This window comes from Thermobifida halotolerans (genome assembly GCF_003574835.2).
Taxonomy (GTDB): Bacteria; Actinomycetota; Actinomycetes; order Streptosporangiales; family Streptosporangiaceae; genus Thermobifida; species Thermobifida halotolerans.
Map to the genome: position 1 here is coordinate 3,098,196 of NZ_CP063196.1, position 20,696 is coordinate 3,118,891.

At 73.2% G+C, this 20,696-nt stretch carries 18 protein-coding genes and 1 tRNA gene; 12 read left to right on the forward strand and 7 right to left on the reverse strand.

Features of this window, described 5'->3' with window-relative positions; translation table 11 throughout:
• Positions 1-72 precede the first annotated feature (72 nt).
• The 3 genes from cobT to NI17_RS13885 all read right to left on the reverse strand — a co-directional run bounded on the left by cobT (position 73) and on the right by NI17_RS13885 (position 4,523).
• Positions 73-2,490, reverse strand: a complete 2,418-nt coding sequence (gene cobT / locus NI17_RS13875) for a nicotinate-nucleotide--dimethylbenzimidazole phosphoribosyltransferase (protein ID WP_243597716.1) — start codon at positions 2,488-2,490, stop codon at positions 73-75.
• Positions 2,491-2,752: 262 nt separating this feature from the next.
• Positions 2,753-3,763, reverse strand: a complete 1,011-nt coding sequence (gene cobC / locus NI17_RS13880; protein WP_068688765.1) for an Rv2231c family histidinol phosphate aminotransferase CobC — start codon at positions 3,761-3,763, stop codon at positions 2,753-2,755.
• A 205-nt stretch (positions 3,764-3,968) separates the two neighbouring features.
• Positions 3,969-4,523, reverse strand: coding sequence for a GNAT family N-acetyltransferase (locus tag NI17_RS13885; RefSeq protein ID WP_068689121.1), 555 nt, complete (start codon positions 4,521-4,523; stop codon positions 3,969-3,971).
• A gap of 291 nt (positions 4,524-4,814) precedes the next feature.
• Between NI17_RS13885 and NI17_RS13890 the strand changes: the two genes are divergently transcribed.
• Positions 4,815-4,958 carry a hypothetical protein gene (locus NI17_RS13890; RefSeq protein WP_157129683.1) on the forward strand — a complete coding sequence of 48 codons (144 nt, stop codon included), beginning with the start codon at positions 4,815-4,817 and terminating at the stop codon, positions 4,956-4,958.
• 18 nt (positions 4,959-4,976) lie between these two features.
• On the opposite strand, the gene NI17_RS13895 is transcribed toward NI17_RS13890, so the two are convergent.
• A complete protein-coding gene (locus NI17_RS13895; protein WP_068688761.1) occupies positions 4,977-5,249 on the reverse strand; it encodes a DUF6504 family protein in 273 nt (90 codons plus the stop codon).
• A 312-nt stretch (positions 5,250-5,561) separates the two neighbouring features.
• Here NI17_RS13895 and NI17_RS13900 point away from each other — a divergent pair, with 312 nt between their 5' ends.
• Both NI17_RS13900 and NI17_RS13905 read left to right on the forward strand, forming a co-directional pair.
• The gene (locus NI17_RS13900) at positions 5,562-7,556 is read left to right on the forward strand and encodes a serine/threonine-protein kinase (protein WP_068688760.1); all 1,995 of its coding nucleotides are present in this window, start codon (positions 5,562-5,564) and stop codon (positions 7,554-7,556) included.
• Between the two features lie 52 nt (positions 7,557-7,608).
• On the forward strand, positions 7,609-8,574 hold the full coding sequence (locus NI17_RS13905; protein WP_068688759.1) for a quinone oxidoreductase family protein: 966 nt from the start codon (positions 7,609-7,611) through the stop codon (positions 8,572-8,574).
• A 49-nt stretch (positions 8,575-8,623) separates the two neighbouring features.
• On the opposite strand, the gene NI17_RS13910 is transcribed toward NI17_RS13905, so the two are convergent.
• From NI17_RS13910 to NI17_RS13920, 3 genes are all read right to left on the reverse strand, one after another.
• Positions 8,624-9,715 (reverse strand): SPFH domain-containing protein, encoded by a 1,092-nt coding sequence (locus tag NI17_RS13910; protein ID WP_068688758.1) that lies wholly within the window; start codon positions 9,713-9,715, stop codon positions 8,624-8,626.
• A 92-nt stretch (positions 9,716-9,807) separates the two neighbouring features.
• Positions 9,808-10,248, reverse strand: coding sequence for an NfeD family protein (locus tag NI17_RS13915; protein WP_068688756.1), 441 nt, complete (start codon positions 10,246-10,248; stop codon positions 9,808-9,810).
• A gap of 56 nt (positions 10,249-10,304) precedes the next feature.
• Entirely contained in the window at positions 10,305-11,285 is a 981-nt protein-coding gene (locus tag NI17_RS13920) for a cobalamin biosynthesis protein (RefSeq protein WP_068688754.1), read from the reverse strand.
• 590 nt (positions 11,286-11,875) lie between these two features.
• On the opposite strand from NI17_RS13920, the gene NI17_RS13925 reads away from it, so the two are divergent.
• The 9 genes from NI17_RS13925 to NI17_RS13965 all read left to right on the forward strand — a co-directional run bounded on the left by NI17_RS13925 (position 11,876) and on the right by NI17_RS13965 (position 20,624).
• Positions 11,876-11,948, forward strand: a tRNA-Arg gene (locus NI17_RS13925).
• 506 nt (positions 11,949-12,454) lie between these two features.
• Positions 12,455-13,771, forward strand: a complete 1,317-nt coding sequence (locus tag NI17_RS13930; RefSeq protein ID WP_068688752.1) for an NtaA/DmoA family FMN-dependent monooxygenase — start codon at positions 12,455-12,457, stop codon at positions 13,769-13,771.
• Positions 13,772-13,842: 71 nt separating this feature from the next.
• Positions 13,843-14,343: an NADPH-dependent FMN reductase gene (locus tag NI17_RS13935; protein ID WP_068688745.1), complete on the forward strand. Its 501-nt coding sequence runs from the start codon at positions 13,843-13,845 to the stop codon at positions 14,341-14,343.
• Positions 14,340-14,831 carry a flavin reductase family protein gene (locus NI17_RS13940; RefSeq protein ID WP_068688744.1) on the forward strand — a complete coding sequence of 164 codons (492 nt, stop codon included), beginning with the start codon at positions 14,340-14,342 and terminating at the stop codon, positions 14,829-14,831. Before NI17_RS13935 ends, NI17_RS13940 begins: the two co-directional genes overlap by 4 nt.
• A 27-nt stretch (positions 14,832-14,858) precedes the next feature.
• Positions 14,859-16,466 carry a thiamine pyrophosphate-binding protein gene (locus tag NI17_RS13945; protein ID WP_068688742.1) on the forward strand — a complete coding sequence of 536 codons (1,608 nt, stop codon included), beginning with the start codon at positions 14,859-14,861 and terminating at the stop codon, positions 16,464-16,466.
• Between the two features lie 140 nt (positions 16,467-16,606).
• A complete protein-coding gene (locus NI17_RS13950) occupies positions 16,607-17,650 on the forward strand; it encodes an ABC transporter substrate-binding protein (RefSeq protein ID WP_068688740.1) in 1,044 nt (347 codons plus the stop codon).
• Positions 17,651-17,761: 111 nt separating this feature from the next.
• Positions 17,762-18,679, forward strand: a complete 918-nt coding sequence (locus tag NI17_RS13955) for an ABC transporter permease (RefSeq protein ID WP_068688739.1) — start codon at positions 17,762-17,764, stop codon at positions 18,677-18,679.
• Positions 18,676-19,476: an ABC transporter permease gene (locus NI17_RS13960; protein ID WP_068688737.1), complete on the forward strand. Its 801-nt coding sequence runs from the start codon at positions 18,676-18,678 to the stop codon at positions 19,474-19,476. Before NI17_RS13955 ends, NI17_RS13960 begins: the two co-directional genes overlap by 4 nt.
• On the forward strand, positions 19,473-20,624 hold the full coding sequence (locus tag NI17_RS13965) for an ABC transporter ATP-binding protein (RefSeq protein WP_211329448.1): 1,152 nt from the start codon (positions 19,473-19,475) through the stop codon (positions 20,622-20,624). Before NI17_RS13960 ends, NI17_RS13965 begins: the two co-directional genes overlap by 4 nt.
• Positions 20,625-20,696 lie beyond the last annotated feature (72 nt).

Sequence of the window (20,696 nt, forward strand, 5' to 3'; positions counted from 1 at the left end):
CGCCGACGGCGGAGGCGGCCGGGAGCTTCCTGGCGGAGGTCCCGCGGAGCGGAGCGGTCCGCCGCGCGGACCCTAGTCGCGCCGGGTCACCCCGGCGGAGTCGAAGGTCGCCACGTCGCGCAGGGCGCGCACGGCGCTCTGGACGAGCGGCAGCGCCAGCAGCGCCCCCGATCCCTCGCCCAGCCGCAGCTCCAGGTCGACCAGGGGCCGCAGTCCCAGGTGCTCCAGCGCCACGGAGTGCCCCGGTTCGCTGGAGCGGTGCCCGGCGACGCACGCCGACCGCGCCTCGGGGGCCAGCGCCACCGCCGCCAGGGCCGCGGCCCCGGCGATGACCCCGTCGAGCAGGACCGGGACCCGCAGGGACGCCGCGCCCAGGACGAACCCGGCCAGGGCGGCGTGCTCCAGTCCGCCCACGGCGGCCAGCGTTCCCACGGGGTCGTCCGGGTCGACCCGGTTGACGTGCAGGGCGGTGCGGACGACCTCGATCTTGTGCTCGTGCACGGCGTCGTCGACCCCGGTGCCCCGGCCGGTGACCTCGGCGGCGTCCCGCCCGGTGAACGCGGCGACCAGCGCGGCCGACGCGGTGGTGTTGGCGATTCCCATGTCGCCGGTGAGCAGGCAGCGGTTCCCGGCGGCGACCAGGTCCCGGGCGACCTCGATCCCCGCCTCGATCGCGTACTCGGCCTGCAGGCGGCTCATCGCCGGTCCCCGCGTCATGTCCGCGGTGCCGCGGGCGATCTTGCGGGGCAGCAGCCCCGGGACGGCGGGAAGGTCGTCGACCACGCCCACGTCCACGACGGTGACCTCGGCGCCGACCTGCGCGGCGAAGGCGTTGACCACCGCGCCGCCGTTGAGGAAGTTGTGCACCATCTGCGTGGTGACCTCCTGCGGCCAGGCCGTGACCCCCTGGGCGTGGACGCCGTGGTCGGCGGCGAACACCGCGACGGCCGCGGGTTCGGGGACCGGCGGCGGGCACTCCCCCGCCAGTCCGGCCAACTGGACGGAGACGTCCTCCAGCACGCCCAGGGAGCCGGGGGGCTTGGTCATGCGGGACTGGCGCTCCCGGGCCTCCTCCACGGCGCGCTGGTTCAGCGGGCCGGTTCCCGCGACGGTCTCCTCCAGCAGGCTGGTGGACTCCTGTCCGGGCAGACCGCGCTGCCCGTACTGCTCGTGGTGCACCGCCCAGGCCAGCGGGCGGCGCTGTGCCCAGCCCCCCAGGGAGAGTTCGGGTTCGGGCGGGAACTCCTCCACGTAGCCGACGCACAGGTAGGCGATGATTTCCAGGTGCGGTGGCAGGTCCAGTTCGCGGGCGAGCTCGCGTTCGGAGAAGAAACTCACCCAGCCCACGCCGAGCCCCTCGGCGCGCGCGGCCAGCCACAGGTTCTCCACGGCCAGCGCGGTGGAGTAGGCCGCGGTCTGCGGCTGGGCGTGCCGCCCCAGCGTGTGCCGCCCGCCCCGGGTGGGGTCGACCGTGACCACGATGTTGAGCGGGGTGTCCAGGATCGCCTCGACCTTGAGGCCGGAGAAGGCGCGCGCCCGCGCCCCGGGCAGGGCCCGGGCGTAGGCCTCGCGCTGGCGCTGCACGACGTCGCGCACCCGGGCGCGGGTGCCGCGGTCGTGGATCACCACGAAGTCCCAGGGCTGGGAGAACCCGACCGAGGGGGCGTGGTGGGCGGCTTCCAGGACGCGCACCAGGACGTCGTCGGGGACGGGGTCCGGGCGGAACCCCACCCTGACGTCGCGGCGTTCCCGAATGACCCGGTGGACGGCCTCGCGTTCCACGTCGCTGTAGCCGTGACCGACCGGCTCACCCGCCGGTCCGCCGGAGGCGTCGTGCACCGCGTCCGGCTCCGCCGACAGACCGGCGGGTTCGGCGACGACCTCGGCGCCGTAGTCGACCGGTTCGTCGTCGGCCGGGGCGGTCGCCGGATCGACCGGTTCGGTCTCGGAGGCCTCGGCCTCCTCGACGGGCCGGGGTTCGGGTTCGGGTGCCGCGGACGGTGCGTTCACTGGAGCGTTCCGGCTTTCGGGTTGTGTGGTTCTGCGGTCGTGCGGGGCGGGCGGCGCAGCGCTGCGGGAGGTCTCGTCCGGGGGCCTGCGGGGCGGCGCGGGGGGCTGCTCCTCCGGGCTCCGCTGCCCGGAGCGTTCGGCGGCCGCCGCCCGGAGCGGGATGACGTTGCGCGCCGTGCGCTCCGCGGTGGGGCCGCTGTCGTCGGGCGGGGCCGGTCGCGCGGGCGCCGTCCGCTCCTGCGGCGGGTCCGCGGGAACCGCCTGCGCCTCCGGACGCGCGGGCTCGGCGGGCGCCGACTGTGCCGCGGGCGGCTGGGGCGGTGCGGCGCGGTGGCCCCCGTGGCCGGATTCGGGGGCGGCGTGCCGGGGAGGCCGCGCGCCACCGGGCGTGGGAGGAGGCGCGTTCCCGGTTCCCCGCCCGGCCTCCGGCAGGCCGTCCAGCAGACCGCCCGGTGACGCGGGGTCGTCGTGGGGGGGCATCGCGGCCCAGCGGCCACCGCCGGCGGAGGACTGCCCGGACGTGGAGTAGGGGCCCCAACCGGGTCTTCTGCGCGCACGCCCGTGGTCGCTCCCCCGTTCCTCCCCGGGAACGCTGTCTGTGCGGTCACCGCTCAAGGGTTTCCTCCGTGGTCACTGGTCGGTCTCGGTCTCCGGTCAACGGCATGCCGCTCCCCGCCGTCGCCGCCGCGCCGCGGTCGGGGCGCCGACTCGACGGATCACGGGTCATCGGTCGCTCCCCCACTCAGAGCAACTCTGCCAGAAGTCCCACGAGCCGCGCGTTGGTCTCGTCGTCTCGGACCGCGATGCGCAGATAGTCCCCTCCCAGCCCCGGGAACGTGTCGCCGCGGCGCACCGCGACGCCGCGCGTGCGCAGCGCCTCGCGCAGCCGGTCCGCGCCGGGGGTGCGCACGAGCAGGAACGAGGCGCGGGCCCCGGGGGTGACGGCCAGGCCCAGGGCGGTGAGGTCGGCGGCCAGTCGGGCGCGCCGCCCCGCCAGTTCCGCCGCCCAGGCGTCGGCCTCGGCGACCGCTCGCGGGGAACTGCACTCGCACGCCGCCACCAGCGCCGGTGTGGAGACCGACCACAGCGGCTGGACCTCCGCCAGCCGACGGACCAGCGCCGGTTCGGCCAGCAGGTAGCCGACGCGCAGTCCGGCCAGTCCCCAGGTCTTGGTGAGGCTGCGCACGACCACCAGTCCGGGCAGGTCGGCGCGGGTGGCCAGCGACTCGGGCTCCCCCGGGACGCAGTCGGCGAACGCCTCGTCCACGACGAGTGTCCGTCCCGGGCGGGCGAGCTTGGCCAGGGTTCCGGCGGAATGCAGCACCGACGTGGGATTGGTGGGGTTGCCGACCACGACGAGGTCGGCGTCCTCGGGGATGGCGTCGGGGTCGAGGGCGAAGTCGCCGTCCAGGATGGTCCGCTCGACCGGGTGCCCGGCTGCGCGCAGCGCCGCCTCGGGTTCGGTGAACTGGGGGTGCACCACGACCGCGCGGCGCGGGGTGAGGGCGCGCGCCACCAGGACGAACGCCTCGGCGGCACCCGCGGTGAGCAGCACCTCCCCGGGGGTGCGGCGGTGGCGGCTGGCCACCGCCCGGCGGGCGGGCGCGGGATCGGGGTAGGCGGCCAGGTCCGCGACGGAGGCGGCGATGCGTTCGGCCAGCCATCGCGGCGGGGTCCGGTCGCGCACGTTGACCGCGAAGTCGAGCAGACCGTGCCCGACCTCGGAATCGCCGTGGTGGCGCAGATCGACCATGTGACCTCGCGTTCCCCCGATACGCTGGACGTCCTCGACGACCGAACCTACCTCCCCGCCGTGTCCGGACCCGCTCCTCCCCTCCGTTGCCGCGCCCGCGCGGCGACCGTGCGCGCTCCACCGGGCACGCGGCGCCACCGGTTCCGGCCGCCCCGCCCCGAGGGCACCTGGGCGCTCTCCTTCCCCGGCTTCCCGTCGGGGTTCCTCAGCCCGCCAGGTCCGGGCGGATGGCGCTGTAGACGGCCAGGTCGGTGCGGCCGCGGTGCAGCGGCATGGAGTTGCGTTCGATTCCCTCGTAGACGTATCCGGCCTTCTCCGCGACGCGGCGCGAGGCGGTGTTGGCCGTGGCCGCCTTGAGCGCGACGCGCTCGAACCCCTGGTCGAGCAGCGCCCAGCGGGTGACGGCGACCACCGCCTCGGGGGCCAGTCCCCTGCCGCGCAGGTCCGGAGCCAGCAGGTAGCCGATCTCGGTGACGCGCGCCGCCCAGTTGGTGCGAACCAGCCCGAAGGACCCGACGTAGCGCCCGGTCTCCCTGCACACGGCCGCCCACTGCTGGCCGTCGCCGGTCGCCCGTATGGCCGGGGCGGTCTCGACGCACCAGGTGACGGCGTCGGAGCGGGTGTAGGGCTGTCCGGGCGCGGGAATCGGCAGCCAGCGCTGGGTGAGCGGGTCGCGGGCGGCCCGCAGCACGTCGTCGACGTCTCCTTCGGTGAAGGCACGCAGGAGCATGCGGTCCGTCTCCAGGATGACGCTGGGCATGATCGGGTCGGTGGGCACATCGCTCCTTCTCGGGCGGCCGCCCTCGGAGCCCGCGGAACCGGGTCTTCGGCAACGGCGTGGTGACCGCCTTCTCGTACCGCGGATCCGCGTGCCCGCACCGGGTGACGGCCGTCCGTCAGTGTGCCAAGACGGCCGCCTCCCGCCAACAGCGCCCCGCCGGAACGGGTGGTGAGAGCGGTGCGGCAACCGACGCCCCTGCTTCTCGAGCGCCCCGGCGATTTGGCAGGGTGTTAGGCGAATGCCCCTGTCGTCCCTCCCCCGGAGTGCCCTGTGGTCTGGCTCTTACTCGCCGGTGTCCTGGCCGTGGTTCTCGTCCCGCTCCTCGTGCTCTTCGTCCGCCTCATCCGCCTGCCGTCCCCCACGGTCCTGCGGCGGCACGACGCCCGGAGCGCGGACGACGGCGGGGGCGACTGAGTCGCGGCCGCCGTCCCGTCACATGGTCACCCTGGCCAGCAGCCAGGTCCCGGTGGTGGAGTCGTGGCGCAGTTCGTAGAGGCCGGAATCCGCCCCCGCCCCGGCGCGCACCCGCCAGAAGGTCCGCTCGGGAGGCCGCCTTCCGTCTCCGGAGGAGATGTCCGAGCGCACCGTGACCCAGTGGTCGAGGATCTGCCGGACCACGTGGAGCCGCCCCTGCCAGACGAACCGCGTCGGCCTTCCGTCGTGCTCCCACACCTGCACCGGCACGCCGTAGACCCGTCCCGTCATCACCGCTCCCATGAACCCCCCAAAGCGTGCGCGCCCCCACCGGCGTTCGGATCACGATCCGGATTCGAACACATGTTCCAATGATAGTGGAGAACACCGCCGGGCAGGAGCGAAACGCCCGATGCTCCGGCGCTGTCCGGCCCCGGCCACTCCTCCCCCCACCGGTCGCGCCCTGTCGCCCGCCCGTGGTTCACTGCTGGCGTCACCCCTTCGGACCGGTGCCGCCTCCCACACCTCACACCGCATCCGCCCACACCGGGGCTCGCTACGCTGTGGAAGGCGGACCGCAGCATTCACAAAGGAACCCCCACTGTGACGCCAAACGGGCACGAGCGCGCCAGGCCCCTCCGCACCGGCGACCCGACCGAACTGGGTGGGTACCGCATCGTCGGCCGTCTGGGGCGGGGCGGCATGGGAACGGTCTACCTCGGCAGGAGCGCGGAGGGACGCACTGTCGCGATCAAGCTGATCCACCCCGACCTCAGCGACGACACCGCGTTCCGGCGGCGCTTCGCACGCGAGGTGGCGGCGGCCCGGCGGGTCGCCCGGTTCTCCACCGCCGCGGTGATCGACGCGCGGCTGGACGGCGACCCGCTGTTCATCGTCTCCGAGTACGTCGCGGGCCCCAACCTGGCCGAGGCGGTCAAGACCGGTGGTCCCATGCACGGCGGCACCCTGGAGAGCCTGGCCATGGGGGTGGCCGCGGCACTCACCGCGATCCACGGCGCGGGCGTGGTCCACCGCGACCTCAAACCCGCCAACGTCCTGCTGTCCTCGGTGGGACCGAAGGTGATCGACTTCGGCATCGCCCGGGCGATGGACGACGACAGCGCCGTCACCCGCTCCAGCCAGCTCATGGGCACCCCCGCCTACCTCGCTCCCGAACTCATCGCGGGGGAGCCTCCGGCGACGCCGTCCGACATCTTCTCCTGGGGCTGCCTGGTCGCCTACGCCGGAACCGGGCGGGCGCCCTTCGACGGGCCCACCGTTCCGGCGGTGCTGCACCAGATCATCTCCGAGCCGCCCAACCTGTCGGGGCTCGACCCGGCCATGCGGGAACTGGTCGAGAGCGCCCTGGGCAAGTTCCCCGACAACCGTCCCACCGCCCAGGAGCTGCTCAACCGGCTGATCGGGCAGGAGGCGCCGAGCCCGGACGCCGTCCACGAGACCGTGGCGCGCTCCTGGACCCCGCCGTCGGTCGCGCGCCCCGCCCCCGAGAGCACGCCTTCGGGGCCGAACCCGGCCGCGCACGCCGTCGCCGCCCCGCCCGCGGGCACTCCCCCGACCGGACAGCCCGCCGCCGCCGCGCCTCCGCCCGGTCAGCTCCCCGGTCCCCCGGGCACTCCCCCGACCGGGCAGCCCGCCGCCGCGCCTCCGGTCCCGGGCGGGACCGGAACAGCCGCACACGTTCCCGGCACACCACCCGGGGGGCAGCGGCGTCCGGGCGACAACGCCCTTCCCGAGTCCCCGGCCCCCTGGGGCGGCCCCGGGCAGGACACTCCTCGGCTCCGCCGCCGCAGGAGGCTCCACCCGGGAAAGGCGGTGGGCGCGGGCGCGACGGCGCTCGCCCTGGTGGCCGCGGCGGTCCTCGGCGGCGTGTGGCTGTTCGGCGGCCCGGGCGTCCCCCAGGGCATCCAGATCTACGCCGACGACTTCACCACGCGCGACGGCTGGGACGACCGCGACTTCGACCCCGAGAACACCTTCTACCGGTGGGGCTACCACCAGGGCGGCTACGCGCTCAGCGCCGACGGGGACTCCCAGCCCGCCACCGGCTACCCGGCGCCCGTCGACGACCTGCCCGAGCAGGTGCGGATCAGCGCCACCGCCCGGGTGCTGTCCGGACCGGCCTACGGGACGTTCGGGCTGTACTGCTTCCGCAACGACGACGGCGACGACAACACCACCGCCTACACCGCCAGCGTGCGGGTGGACGGCACCGAGGCGGAGATCCGGCGCGACGGGGGACCGCAGGGCTCCACCCACCTGGAGCGCGTCACCGGAGACCCCCTCCCCGGGTTCGCCGGAACCCCCGGGGACGCGGAGGAACCGGCCGTCAACACGCTCGACTTCACCTGCGAACTGGACGCCGAGACCGACACGATCGGCCTCAACCTGTGGATCAACGGCGAACACGTGCTGGAGGCTGTCGACGGCAACCCGCTGCCCCACGACGGCGAGGGCGCCCCGCAGACCGGCATCACTGCGGCCCGGGGCGTCGGAGGGGGCGGCGACATCGTGGTGGTTTTCGACGACTTCGCGGTGTACCGACTGGGTGACGGAGAAACCGGGGACCCGGAAGGGTAACGTCTGCCCCGTCGAGTCCTGACGGATCCCGTGAGTTTCGAGGAGGCCACGCATGCGCGCCATCGTTGTCGAGGAGACCGGCGGCCCCGAGGTCCTGCGTCCCGCCGAGGCGCCCGACCCGGTGCCCGGTCCCGGCCAGGTCGTCGTCGACCTGGCGGCCCGCGGGGTCAACTTCATCGAGATCTACCAGCGCTCCGGCGTCTACCCGGTGCCCACCCCGTGGATTCCCGGCAGCGAGGGCGCGGGCGTCGTCAGCGCCGTCGGTGAGGGCGTCAGCGGGGTGACCGTCGGCTCGCGGGTGGCGTCGGTGGCGTTCCGGGGCTCCTACGCCGAGCGCGCCGTCGTCGACGCCGACAACCTCGTCCCGGTCCCCGACGGCGTCTCCACCGACCAGGCCGCCGCGGTCCTGCTCCAGGGGCTCACCGCCCACTACCTGACCCACTCGACCTATCCCGTGCAGAGCGGCGACACCGTGCTGGTGCACGCGGCGGCCGGTGGGACGGGCCAGCTCATCACCCAGCTCGCCAAGATGCGCGGCGCCCGGGTGATCGGCACGGTGTCCACCGAGGCCAAGGAGCGTCAGGCCCGCGAGGCGGGAGCCGACGAGATCGTCCGCTACACCGAGTTCGACGTGGTCGAGGAGGTCCGGCGGCTGACCGACGGCGAGGGCGTGCCCGTGGTCTACGACGGTGTGGGCGCCGCCACCTTCGACGCGAGCCTGGCCTGCCTGCGTCCCCGCGGGGTGCTCGTGCTGTTCGGGCAGTCCAGCGGCGTCGTCCCGCCGTTCGACCCGCAGCGGTTGAACGCGGCCGGATCGGTCTACCTGACCCGGCCGTCCCTGGGCCACTACACCAGGACCCGGGAGGAGTTGCTGGAACGCTCCTCCGACGTGCTCGGTCTGGTCTCGACCGGCGGGCTCGCCGTGCACGTGGGCGGGCACTACCCGCTGGCCGAGGCGCACCGCGCGCACACCGACCTCGCCTCCCGGGCGACCACTGGCAAGCTGCTGCTGGTCTAGGACCTGCCCGGCGGTGAGCCGGCGGCCCGCGGCCGGCACGGCCGTCGACTCACCGTTCGCCGCGCCCCCGTTCGGGCAGGCCCGCCGGTCCCGCCGCCGCCTGCGCCTCGGCCTTGGCCTCGGCCACCGCCTCGGCCGCGCTGTCGGCGGCCTGGTCGACGGCGCGCAGCGCGTCGGCGCCGCCCTCCTGGCCCGAGGTGAGCTCCGGGGTCGCCCCCGCCTCCTCGTCCTCGCGCTCCGTCTCCTCGGGGGCGGACTCGGCGCGGTCGCCGTCGGCGGAGGGAGCGAACGCCCTGCTGAGGTTCTGGACGGCCTGGGTGAGCTCGCCGGGGATGACCCAGAAGGTGTTGCCCTCGCCCTGGGCGAGCGTCGGCAGCGTCTCCAGGTACTTGTAGGCCAGCAGCTTGGAGTCGGCGTTGTTGGCGTGCACCGCCCGGAACACCCGCTCGATGGCCTTGGCCTCGCCGTCGGCGCGCAGGATGGCGGCCTGCTGCTCGCCCTGCGCCTCCAGGATGGCCTGCTGGCGGGCGCCTTCGGCGGTGAGGATGCGGGACTGGCGCTCTCCCTCGGCGTGCAGGATGACGGCTCGCTTGTCGCGTTCGGCCCGCATCTGCTTCTCCATCGCCTCCTTGATGGTGGGCGGCGGGTCGATGGCCTTGATCTCGACGCGGTTGACCCGGATCCCCCACTTGCCGGTGGCGTCGTCGAGCACGCCGCGCAGCCGCGAGTTGATCTCCTCGCGCGAGGTGAGGGTGCGCTCCAGGTCCATGCCGCCGATGACGTTGCGCAGTGTGGTGATGGTGAGCTGGTCGATGGCCTGGAGGTAGTTGGCCACCTCGTAGGCGGCGGCCCGGGGGTCGGTGATCTGGTAGTAGAGGACGGTGTCGATGTTGACCACCAGGTTGTCCTCGGTGATCACCGGCTGGGGCCGGGAGGAGAACACCTGCTCGCGGAGGTCGAACTTGGTGTTGACCCGGTCGACGACCGGGATGATGAAGTTCAGCCCCGGTTGCAGGGTGCGCAGGTAGCGTCCGAAGCGTTCGATGTTGTAGGCGCGGGCCTGGGGGACGATCCGCACGGTGGACATCACGCCCAGAACCACGAGGACCGCGAGAGTGATGAGGACGATTTCCGTACCCATGGCGGTTGTCATTCCTCCTTCGGTGTCTTCCCCGGGTCTGAAGGGGTGGACGTCCGTGAAGGCTCGGGGGCGGGTCCTTCACGGGCCCGGTGTCACGGCAGAGCCTCCCGGGGGTAGACCACCGCGGTGGCGCCTTCGATCTCCATGACGTCGACGTGGACTCCGGCGGGGATGGTGAGCGTCTCGTCGAGGCAGCGGGCCGACCACTCCTCACCGGAGAGCCTGATCCTGCCGCCGTCGCCGGTGACCTCCTCTATGACGAGCGCGCTCTTTCCCACCAGTGCGTCGGCGCCCGAACGCAGCAGCGGGGGCTGGGCCATGTGGCGGCGGGCGATCGGACGGACGACGAGCAGTCCGGCCGCCGAGGCCGCCAGGAACGCCACGACCTGTCCGGCCAGGCCGACTCCGACGGCTCCCACCACACCCGCGATCAGTGCCGCCGCCGCGAGGAGCCCCAGAGCGAGAGTGAGGGTGAACAGTTCGGCGATTCCCAGAGCGACGGCCACGACCAACCAGACAACCCACACCGACATATCAGCTCCTGCTTCTGTGGCGGGTATCTCTAAAGCTACCCGCCACGGCGATCAGTTCACCCCCGTTTTCCGCGCCGTGTGGACGAACCCGCGAGGATTCCGGCCGCGACCGCGCTGAGCAGGGCCGCTCCCGTGGTGACGGCGCGGGTCAGGCGCACCGCGCGGCGGATGTCGCCGACCTCGGGGGGACGGCCGTCGCCGAGCCGGGGGCGCTCCTCGACCCTTTCCCCGTAGACGTTGCGTCCGCCGAGCCGGACGCCGAGCGCTCCGGCGAACGCCGACTCGCACGGGCCCGCGTTGGGGCTGGGGTGGCGGTCGCCGTAGCGGAGGCAGGTGCGCCAGGCCCGGCGCGGGTCGCCGCCGACCACGGGGGCGGCGGCCACCGCCAGCAACGCGGTCAGCCGGGCCGGAGCCCAGTTGGCGACGTCGTCCAGCCGCGCCGCCGCCCAGCCGAACCGCTCGTAGCGCCGGGACCGGTGGCCGACCATGGCGTCCAGGGTGTTGACCGCGCGGTAGCCGAGCAGTCCGGCGGGGCCCAGCAGGGCGCCCCACACCAGGGGCGCGACGACGGCGTCGGAGGTGTTCTCGGCCACCGACTCGACGGTGGCGCGGGCCAGCGCGTCCGCGTCGAGTCCGCTGGGGTCGCGTCCGCACAGGTGCGGCAGCCGCCGCCGCGCCGCGGCCACGTCGCCCGCCTCCAGCGCGTCGGCCATGGCCTCGGCCTCCCGCTCCAGCATGGCCCCGCCGACGACGGCCCAGGTGGCCGCGGCGGTGACCGCGAAGGCACGCCCGTGGCCCGCGCGTGCGCAGGCGAGCGCCCCCGCGGCCGTGACCGGGGCCACGGCCGCGGCGGTGAACACCGCTCCGCGCGGTCGGCTGGGGGCGTACAGCAGGCGTTCCAGCCGTGCCGCCGCGCTTCCGAACAGCGCGACCGGGTGCCCCCGCCGGGGGTCGGCGACCACGCGGTCCAGCGCGACCCCCGCCAGTATGCCCAGTGCCCGCGCCCGCCCCCGGGCCGTCCGCCGCTTCTTGCGCATGCCCCGACCCTAGAGCGCCGCCGCCGGACCGTTCCGTCCGGGGCGGCGGACGCGGCGCGGGTCCCGGCGTCCGCGGTGGACACGCCACGGCGCCCACGGGCGGACCGGAACTCGACCGGATGGCGGGATGGGAGGACAAAACAGCAGGTCACCACTTATAGTAATGCCAAAGTCACGCTTCGCACCCCCCGCCTGTCCCGCGTCGGAACGGAAAAGGGGGCCGCAGTGGATGTCGTCTGCCTCGTCCTGCTCCTCGACTGGTACGGCCAGTACTGGGCCTGGTGAGCCGGTGGGAGGCGCTGTCGCGCGGCGCCTCCGGCACCACGAAACACCATTGTCGCGCACCGTCACCGACACAGCCGGAGGGTAACGTGGTCGATGGTGCCGTACCGGAAGGTTCGGCGAGGAGCGTGCGATAAAGAACCATGACGACGTATGGCTCTGGTTGCTACGATTTCGTGCGATCATGAGCGAGATCGGCGTTATCCCCTAGAATGTCGCTCCGACTCCGGATCGCCTTCCGGCACGTCGGCGCCGTCCGCCCGGACGGCACGGCCGTCGCGGGAGCGCGTCGGCACAACTGAATCCGAGCGCCCGTAGCTCAGTGGATAGAGCACCGGACTTCTAATCCGATGGTCGCAGGTTCGAATCCTGCCGGGCGCGCACACGGCGACCAGGGCGTACATCCCACCGGGTGTACGCCCTCGCTGTTGCCGCACCCAGGTGCGGCAACCCGTACAGCAACCGCGGACGTTCGCTGCAGTCCGCCGAACCCTGTTCCCGTGGGAACCACTCTCCGGGGCTCTCCCCAACCACGTACACGCAACCGTCCACACACAGAACCCCGTCGACACCGGCAACATCGCTCCATCCCAGACGCGGTCTCCGGTGTCGCCGCCTCCTCTGTCGACGCTTCGACACCTGTCGACACCTCCGGGCCCCGGAGACGCCGGAGCGCCCCGGACGCCCCGCGTCGGCCGCCGCACACCGCCCTCAACGAAAAATCGCTCATCCGTCTCGAAAGATCCAAAAAAACACTCACCAAATCGGCCAGATCAATCAATTAATCGACAAGAAACACGGTAAGTCGTCAAACGAAACGTTCCAGAGCTGTCCTAGTCGTGCGCCCCGGTGGGACACCGGAGCGGCACCATCGGCAAAGGAGAGCGATGTCAGCCGGACGTTTCCACCTGGGATGGTTCCTCGAAGGCTCCAACGCGCAGGCGTGGGGCCAGCCGTGGACCGGAAGCAGCGGCGCGAACTGGGCCAGACAGGACCTGTTCGTGGACATGGCCCGCGCGCTGGAACGCGCCTGCTTCGACTACATCCTGCTGGAGGACTCCTCCTACGTCGCCGACAGCTACGGCGGCTCGATGGAGATCTACCTCAAGAACGCGATAGCCACACCGCGCCAGGATCCGGTGGTGGTGGCGAGCCTGCTCGTCCAGGCCACCTCCCGGATCGGGATCGTGCCCACCCTGGGCACCTTCCAGTACCACCCGTACCAGCTGGCCCGCCTCATCGGCACCCTCGACCAGGTCTCCGACGGGCGCATCGGCTGGAACATGGTCACCGGCAGCTCCGACCGCGCGGCGCAGAACTTCGGCATGCCCGGGATGCCCGAGCACGACCTGCGCTACGACATGGCCGACGAGTTCATGGAGGTCGTCTTCGGCCTGTGGGACTCCTGGGAGCCCGACGCGATCCTGGCCGACCGGGGGAGCGGGGTCTTCGCCGATCCGGCGAAGGTGCGCCCCATCGACTTCAGGGGCGAGCACTACTCCTCGCGGGGCCCCCTCAACTCCGGACCGCTGCCGCAGGGCCGTGCCGTCATCGCCCAGGCCGGAGGGTCGCCGCGCGGTCGCCGGTTCGCGTCCCGCTACGCCGAGACCATCATCGCCTCCGTCCCCGGAGTGGCGGCGATGAAGGCCTACCGCGACGACGTCCGCTCCCTGATGGAGGAGCACGGCCGCAAGCCCGACGACTGCAAGGTCCTCTTCCTGGTCTCCCCGGTCATCGGGCAGACCCGGGAGGAGGCCGCCGAACTGAAGCGCCAACGGGACCTGGCCGCGCTGGAACGCGCCGAGATCAGCCTCGCCCACCTGTCCAAGGTGACCAACATCGACTTCTCGGTCTTCGACATCGACCAGCCGCTGGGCGACGTCGAACTGAGCACCAACGGACACCAGAGCACGCTGGCCGACTTCCTCAAGGCCGGCCGGGACAGGACGCTGCGCGAGGCGATCGCCACCAGGAGCGGCAACGAGTCCGTCCCCCTGGTCGGCACCCCCGACGACGTCGCCGCGCAGATGGGCGAGGTCATGGAGGAGGTCGGCGGGGACGGGTTCCTGTTCGTCAGCCCCAACCTCAACTGGCGGACCGTCACCGAGGTCGCCGACGGCCTGGTGCCCGCCCTCCAGCGGCGCGGCCTGACCCGGAGCGCCTACAGCCACGCGCACCTGCGCGACAACCTCCTGGAGTTCTGAGCAGCCGCACACCTTTCCGCACTGTCATCCGATCACGGGATGACACCCCTCGATCGTCAAGGAGGTACGACGTGCGAACCACCGTCGTGGTGGGCAACCCCAAACCCCGGTCCCGCACCCTGGAGGCGGCGGTCAACGTCGCCGCGGAACTGACCGGCTCCCCGCCCGAGACCGTCGTCGACGTGGTCGACCTGGGCGCCGGGCTGCTCGGCTGGAAGGACCCGGACGTGCGGCGGGCCGTGGAGGCGGCGTGCGCCGCCGACGTGCTCGTGGTGGCCAGTCCCACCTTCAAGGCCGCCTACACGGGACTGCTCAAGCTGTTCCTCGACCAGTTCCCCCCGGGAGGGCTCGCCGCGACGACGGCCTTCCCCCTGATGCTGGGCGCCGGACCGCACCACGCCCTGGCGCCGGAACTGCTCCTCAGACCGGTCCTGGTGGAGCTGGGGGCGACCTGCCCGGCACGGGGTCTCTACCTGCTCGACAGCGACTACCGCTCCCCCGAGGCGCTGGGGCCGTGGCTGGAGTCGGCCCGCGCCCACCTGCCCGCGCGCCCCGAGGCGGTGACCCCGTGACCACGACATCGAACACGTTCGACCCGGTCGAACTGCGCCGCGCCTTCGGCTGCTTTCCCAGCGGGGTGACCGCCGTGTGCGCACTGGTCGACGGAGGCCCCGTCGGCATGGCCGCCAGCACCTTCACCTCCGTCTCGCTGGACCCACCGCTGGTGTCGGTGTGCGTGGCGCGCACCTCCACCACCTGGCCCGCCCTGCGCCGCTCCACCCGCATCGGCGTCAGCGTGCTCAACTCCGAGCACGGCGCGATCTGCCGGCAACTCTCCGCCCGCGACGTCGACCGCTTCGCCGGGGTGGACTGGACCGCCCTGCCGAACGGTTCGGTCGTCCTCAACGACGCCGCCGCCTGGCTGGACTGCGGGGTGGAGGAGGAGATCACCGCGGGCGACCACGTCATCGCCCTGCTCTCCGTACAGGCGATCCAGGCCGCACCGGCGGTCGCCCCACTGGTGTTCCACGGCAGCAGGTTCCGCCGCCTGGCGGCCTGACCCGCCACCCCCCGAAAGACGGTGACGATGAGCCGACCCGCACCCCCGACCACCACCGGGACCGCCGTGATCGCGGCCCTGGAGGCCAACGGCGTCGACCTGGTCTTCGGTATTCCGGGCACCCACAACCTGGAGCTGTACCGGGGACTGTCGCGATCGCCGATCACCCACGTGGCGCCCCGGCACGAGCAGGGGGCGGGGTACGCCGCGGACGGCTACGCCCGCGCCACCGGCCGCCCCGGCGTGGTCATCACCACCAGCGGTCCCGGCCTGCTCAACGCCTTCACCGCGCTGGGCACGGCCCACGCCGACTCGGTCCCGCTCCTGGTGCTGTCCCCCGGGGCGCCCACCGGCCGGGAACGGGCCGACTACGGCTGGCTCCACGAGGTCAAGGACCAGCGGGCCGCCGCCGACGCCGTCGTGGCCCGCAGTGTGCGCTGCGGCACCCCGCAGGCCGCGGTGGCCGCGGTCTGCGAGACCTTCGCGCGCTGGGCCGTGGAACGCCCCCGGCCGGTGCACATCGAGATTCCGCTGGACGTGCTGGAGGCCGCGTGGGAGGACGGTCCCGTCCCCGCCGTGCAGCCGTGCCCTCCCCCGACCCCCTCGCCCGGGCCGCTCGCCGAGGCGCTGGACCTGCTGGGGCGGGCGCGCTCCCCGGTCGTGGTGACCGGGGGAGGCGCGCTGGACGCGGCCGTCCCGCTGCGCGCCGTCGCCGAACTCCTCGACGCGCCCGTGGTCACCACCACCGCGGGCAAGGGGGTCTTCGACGAGGACCACCCCCTGTCGGTGGGGGCCTTCGTCGGCGCCGCGGGGGCCCGGGACCTGCTGGAGTCCGCCGACGTGCTGCTGGTCGTCGGCAGCGAACTGGGGGACGCCGAGGTCCCCGACCGGCTCGCGCCCTCGGGCCGGGTGGTCCGGGTGGACGTCGAGATCGGCCAGCTCGACAAGAACCTGCGCGCCGACGTGCGGCTCCACTCCGCCGCCCGTCCCGCCTGCGAGGCACTGCTGCGGGGACTGGCCGCAGGCCGCTCCGAGGACCGCGGAGGCTCGGGGAAGAGCCGCGCCGCGGCGGCTCGGCAGCGCTGCCTGGCCGGGGCGCGCGAGCACGGGGGACGCTGGGAGGCGATCCAGCACGCGCTGCGCTCCCGGCTGCCCGCCGACACGGTCGTGGTGGGCGACAGCTCCCAGGTGTCCTACCTGGGCACCGCTCCGTTCTGGCGGTTCGCCGAACCGCGCCGGTTCCTGCTGCCGACCGGCTTCTCCACGCTCGGCTACGGGCTTCCGGCCGCGATGGGCGCCAAACTCGCCGACCCGCGCCGCCCGGTGGTGGCCCTGCTGGGCGACGGCGCGTTCATGTTCAGCCCGCAGGAACTGCTCACCGCCGCCGAACTCCGCCTGGGTCTGCCCGTGGTCGTCGTGGACAACCACGGCTTCGGGGAGATCCGGCAGAACATGCTCGACCGCGCGATCGCCCCCATGGCCGTCGACCTCGCCCGCCCCGACTTCCCCGCCCTGGCCCGCTCCCTGGGCTGCGCGGGGGTGCGGGCGGCCGACGAGGCCGCGGCGGCGCGGGAGGCGGTCGAGGCGCTCGACCGCGACCGGCCCACCCTCGTCTGGCTGGAGGCGGGCCCGTGACCCGAACCGCCCACCGGCCGAGCCGTACCGGCCGGTGGCCGCGTCGCGACCCCTTGGCGGACCGGCCGCGGCCCGCCTCCCCGGCGACCGCACGCTGCCGGCGCCCCCACCACTCCCCCCAGTCGAAACGGAGACCCGACGTGAGACACCCCATCATCAAAGCGGCGGCCCTGGCCGCCACTGTGGCCCTCGCCTCCACCGCCTGCGGCGGCAGCGGCGGTTCGGACGGCCGCACCGTCACCTTCGCCGCCTACGGAGGCGACGGCCAGCAGGCCGAGACCGACGCCTGGCTCGACCCGTTCTCCGAGGAGACCGGCATCGAGGTGGTCCAGGACGACCCCGTCACCTACGCCAAGATCGAGCAGATGGTCGAGACCGGCAACGTCATCTGGGACGTCGCCCAGGGCGGCAGCGACATCGGTCTCACCGGCAACCCGATCCTGGAGGACATCGACTGCGAGGTCGTGGCGTGCGAGGAGTTCGCGGACGGCCCGTTCCCCGCCGAGCAGCAGGGCGTCCCGGTGTTCATCTTCTCCGTCGTGCTGGCCTACAACACCGAGAAGGTGTCCGGCACCCCCACCAACTGGGCGGACTTCTTCGACACCGAGACCCACCCCGGCAAGCGCGCCATCGACAGCTCCGTGGGGTTCCGCGGCATGCTGGAGGCCGCGCTGCTGGCCGACGGCGTGGCCCGGGAGGACCTGTACCCGCTCGACGTGGACCGCGCCCTCGGCTACATGGAGCCCCTCAAGGACGACCTGATCGCCTTCGAGGACGCCACCGAGTGCATCAACCTGGTCTCCTCCGGCGAGGCCGTCATGGGCAACTGCTACAACGGCCGCGTCACCAAGGCCCAGGAGGAGGGCCAGCCCATCGACCTGGCCTGGGGACAGCAGATCTACTACTGCGACTACCTGTTCGTCCCCAAGGGCGCGCCCAACAAGGACGAGGCGATGGAGCTCATCGCCCACATCACCTCCGCGGAGAACAACGGCCGGATCGCCGACCACATCTCCTACGGCCCGGCCAACCCCGGAGCGGAGGTCTCCGAGGAGTCCCTGGCCAACTCCCCCACCTCCAACCAACTGGAGGGTGAGGACGCCCCGATCGTCCCCGACGACCCCTGGTGGCTGGAGAACCGCGAGGAGGTCATGGAGACCGTCTCGGAATGGCTGGCCTCCTAGGAGGGGCGTCTCCCCGCCGCCCTCGGCGGCCGACCTCCGGGGGCGGGGGTCCGCCCGGACTCCCGCCCCCGGACCCCCGAACGCCACACGCCCGTTGATCCAGGGGGCCTCATGACCACACTGACCGAACCCGTCCGCTCCGGCCCCGCCGCACCGAGACCGGATCCGCCCGGGGACGGCGCCACGCGACGCGCACCGAGCTACTGGAGTCTCGCCGGAGCCCCCGGCCTCGTGTTCGTCGTGCTGGCCTTCGCCGTCCCGCTCGCCGCCGTCGTCGTCAAGAGCCTCACCGACCCCTCCCCCGCCAACTACACGGAGGCTCTCGGCAGCCAGATCTTCCGCGGCTCCGTCTGGACCACCCTGCGCATGGCGGTGGTCGTGACCGTGCTGTGCGCGCTGGCGGGCTACCCGTTCGCCTACGTGCTGGCGCGTGTGGGCCGCACCATGCGCTCCCTGCTGTTCGTGTCGCTCATGCTGTCGTTCTGGACCAGTCTGCTGGTGCGCAGCTACGCCTGGCAGGTCATCCTCAACGACACGGGCGTCGTCAACACCCTGCTCCTCGACCTCGGCCTGGCCGAGGAGCCCCTGACGCTGATCCGCACCCCGCTGGCGGTCTACGTCGGCATGGTGCACATCCTCGTGCCCTATCTGATCCTGGCCGTCTACGCCCAACTGCGCTCGCTCGACCCCGACCTGGAGCGTGCCGCGCAGGGGTTGGGCGCACCCCCCTGGAAGGTGTTCTGGCGGGTGACGCTGCCCCTGTCGCTGCCCGGGGTGGCCGCGGGCTCGGTGCTGGTCTTCGTGCTGGCCCTCGGCTTCTACGTGACCCCGCAATTGCTCGGCGGCGCCCAGGACGTCTACCTCGGCCAGGCGATCGTCATGCAGATCGAGCAGTTCCTCGACACGGGAGTGGGGTCGGCCATGGCCGTGATGCTGTTCGTCGCGGTTCTCGCCGTGCTGGGAATCGTCGCCCGGTTCGTCGGCGTCGGCCGCGTCCTCGGCCTGGGACAGGGAGGTGGACGGTCGTGAGGACCGGACCGGGCGTGCGGATCGCCGCCGTGCTGATGGCGGTGTTCCTGGTCACCCCCACCGTCATCGTCATCGCCACCGCGTTCAACCCGACGAGCATGATCGTGTTCCCGCCCGGGGGTTTCTCGCTGCGCTGGTTCCAGGAGGTCCTGGAGGACCGCTCGTGGAGCACCGCGTTCGCCAACAGCCTCCAGGTGGGACTGGTCGCCGCCGTGATCGCCATGGTCGCCGGCACCTCCCTGGCCCTGCTGGCCTCGCGCGGCCGCGGCCCGCTGGCGCACCTGGCCAGCGTGCTGGCCGTGCTCCCCATGACGGTTCCGCTGGTGGTGGCGGGGCTGGCCTTCTACCTGGTCTACGCGCGGATCGGGTTCACCGGCGGCGCCCTGAGCCTGGGCGTGGCCCACGCCGTGATCGGCCTGCCGTTCGTGTTCGTCAACGTCCTGGCGGCACTGACCAACGTGGACCGGTCCGTGGAGGAGGCGGCCCGCATCAGCGGCGCGAACCAGACCGTCACCATGCTCCGGATCACCCTGCCCCTGGTCGCGCCCGCGGCGCTCGTCGGCGGTGTCCTCGCCTTCGTCAGCTCCTGGGACGAGGTCGTGGTGGCGCTGTTCCTCAACACCCCCCAGTTCCGCACCATCCCCGTCGAGATGTGGAGCCAGGTGCGCTCGGGCGTCGAACCCTCCATCTCGGCGGTCGCGGCCCTGCTCACCCTGGTGTCCCTCGTGCTGGCCGGCCTGGTCCTGCTGGCCCCCAGACTCCGCGTCACTCGCCTTCTCAGGATGGGAAAGTCATGATGAAGACCGCTGTCAGTCCGACCGCGACCGTCCCCGGCCCACCGGAACCCGCCACGGCGGGCGCCCGACTGCAACTCACCGGCATCCGCAAGGAGTACGGGGACTTCGCCGCCGTCGACGACGTCTCCCTGGACATCGAACCCGGGCAGTTCGTGACGCTGCTGGGCGCCTCGGGGTCGGGCAAGACCACCCTGCTGCGCATCATCGCCGGGTTCGTGGACGCCACCGCGGGCCGGGTGGTGATGGACGGCGCGGACATCTCCGGGGTGCCGGTGCACAGGCGGCACATCGGCATGGTGTTCCAGAACTACGCGCTGTTCCCGCACATGTCGGTGGAGAAGAACGTCGCCTTCCCGCTGCAGATGCGCAGGGTGCCGCGGTCCCGGCGGCCCGCGATGGTCCGTGAGGCGCTGGCGGCGGTGCGGCTGGAGGGACTGGGCCACCGCATGCCCCGGGAACTGTCGGGCGGCCAGCAGCAGCGCGTGGCGCTGGCCCGCGCCATCGTCTCGCGTCCCCGGCTGCTGCTGATGGACGAACCGCTGGGCGCGCTGGACCGCAGGCTGCGCGAGGCGCTCCAGGTGGAGATCCGCCGCCTCAGCCAGGACCTGGGCCTGACCGTCGTCAACGTGACGCACGACCAGGAGGAGGCGCTGACCATGAGCGACCGGATCGCGCTGCTGTCCCACGGCCGGCTCGTGCAGTACGGCTCTCCCGAGGACCTGTACTCCCGTCCCACCAGCGACGTCTCCGCGAACTTCCTGGGCGAGTCCAACCTGTTCCGCGCCTCGGTGCGCGCCGACCGCGGACAGGCGGTGCTGGACCTGCCCCACGGGCGGGTCGTCGTTCCCGTCAACGGATCGGTCCCCGCCCCGGGCAGCGAGCGGATCGTCGTGGTCCGCCCCTGGGCGATGCGGGTGCGCCGGGCCGACTCCTCCCCCAACGGCTCCGCCGCGGCCTGCCACCTGCCGGGAACCGTGACCGCCAGCATCTACGCCGGGGACTCCCGCAAACTGCTGGTCCGCGACGCCGACGGCCGGGAACTGGTGCTGCGGCACCGCGCCGAGGGCGCTCCCCCCTGCTCCGTCGGCGACGCGGTCGTCCTGGAGTGGGACGCCGCGGACAGCACCGTCATCGTCCCCACCGCCTGACCCGCCTCCGCCCGCCCGCGGCGGCGCGGAGACAGCACCCACCCGTGCCCGGCGGTCGCGGCCGCCGGGCGA

Excerpts from the sequence above, each read along its gene's own strand:
- cobT (WP_243597716.1), bottom strand. The coding sequence starts at position 2,490 with ATGCCCCCCCACGACGACCCCGCGTCACCGGGCGGTCTGCTGGACGGC.
- cobC (WP_068688765.1), bottom strand. The coding sequence starts at position 3,763 with ATGGTCGATCTGCGCCACCACGGCGATTCCGAGGTCGGGCACGGTCTG.
- NI17_RS13885 (WP_068689121.1), bottom strand. The coding sequence starts at position 4,523 with ATGCCCAGCGTCATCCTGGAGACGGACCGCATGCTCCTGCGTGCCTTC.
- NI17_RS13895 (WP_068688761.1), bottom strand. The coding sequence starts at position 5,249 with ATGACGGGACGGGTCTACGGCGTGCCGGTGCAGGTGTGGGAGCACGAC.
- NI17_RS13905 (WP_068688759.1), top strand. The coding sequence starts at position 7,609 with ATGCGCGCCATCGTTGTCGAGGAGACCGGCGGCCCCGAGGTCCTGCGT.
- NI17_RS13910 (WP_068688758.1), bottom strand. The coding sequence starts at position 9,715 with ATGGGTACGGAAATCGTCCTCATCACTCTCGCGGTCCTCGTGGTTCTG.
- NI17_RS13915 (WP_068688756.1), bottom strand. The coding sequence starts at position 10,248 with ATGTCGGTGTGGGTTGTCTGGTTGGTCGTGGCCGTCGCTCTGGGAATC.
- NI17_RS13920 (WP_068688754.1), bottom strand. The coding sequence starts at position 11,285 with ATGCGCAAGAAGCGGCGGACGGCCCGGGGGCGGGCGCGGGCACTGGGC.
- NI17_RS13930 (WP_068688752.1), top strand. The coding sequence starts at position 12,455 with ATGTCAGCCGGACGTTTCCACCTGGGATGGTTCCTCGAAGGCTCCAAC.
- NI17_RS13945 (WP_068688742.1), top strand. The coding sequence starts at position 14,859 with ATGAGCCGACCCGCACCCCCGACCACCACCGGGACCGCCGTGATCGCG.
- NI17_RS13955 (WP_068688739.1), top strand. The coding sequence starts at position 17,762 with ATGACCACACTGACCGAACCCGTCCGCTCCGGCCCCGCCGCACCGAGA.
- NI17_RS13965 (WP_211329448.1), top strand. The coding sequence starts at position 19,473 with ATGATGAAGACCGCTGTCAGTCCGACCGCGACCGTCCCCGGCCCACCG.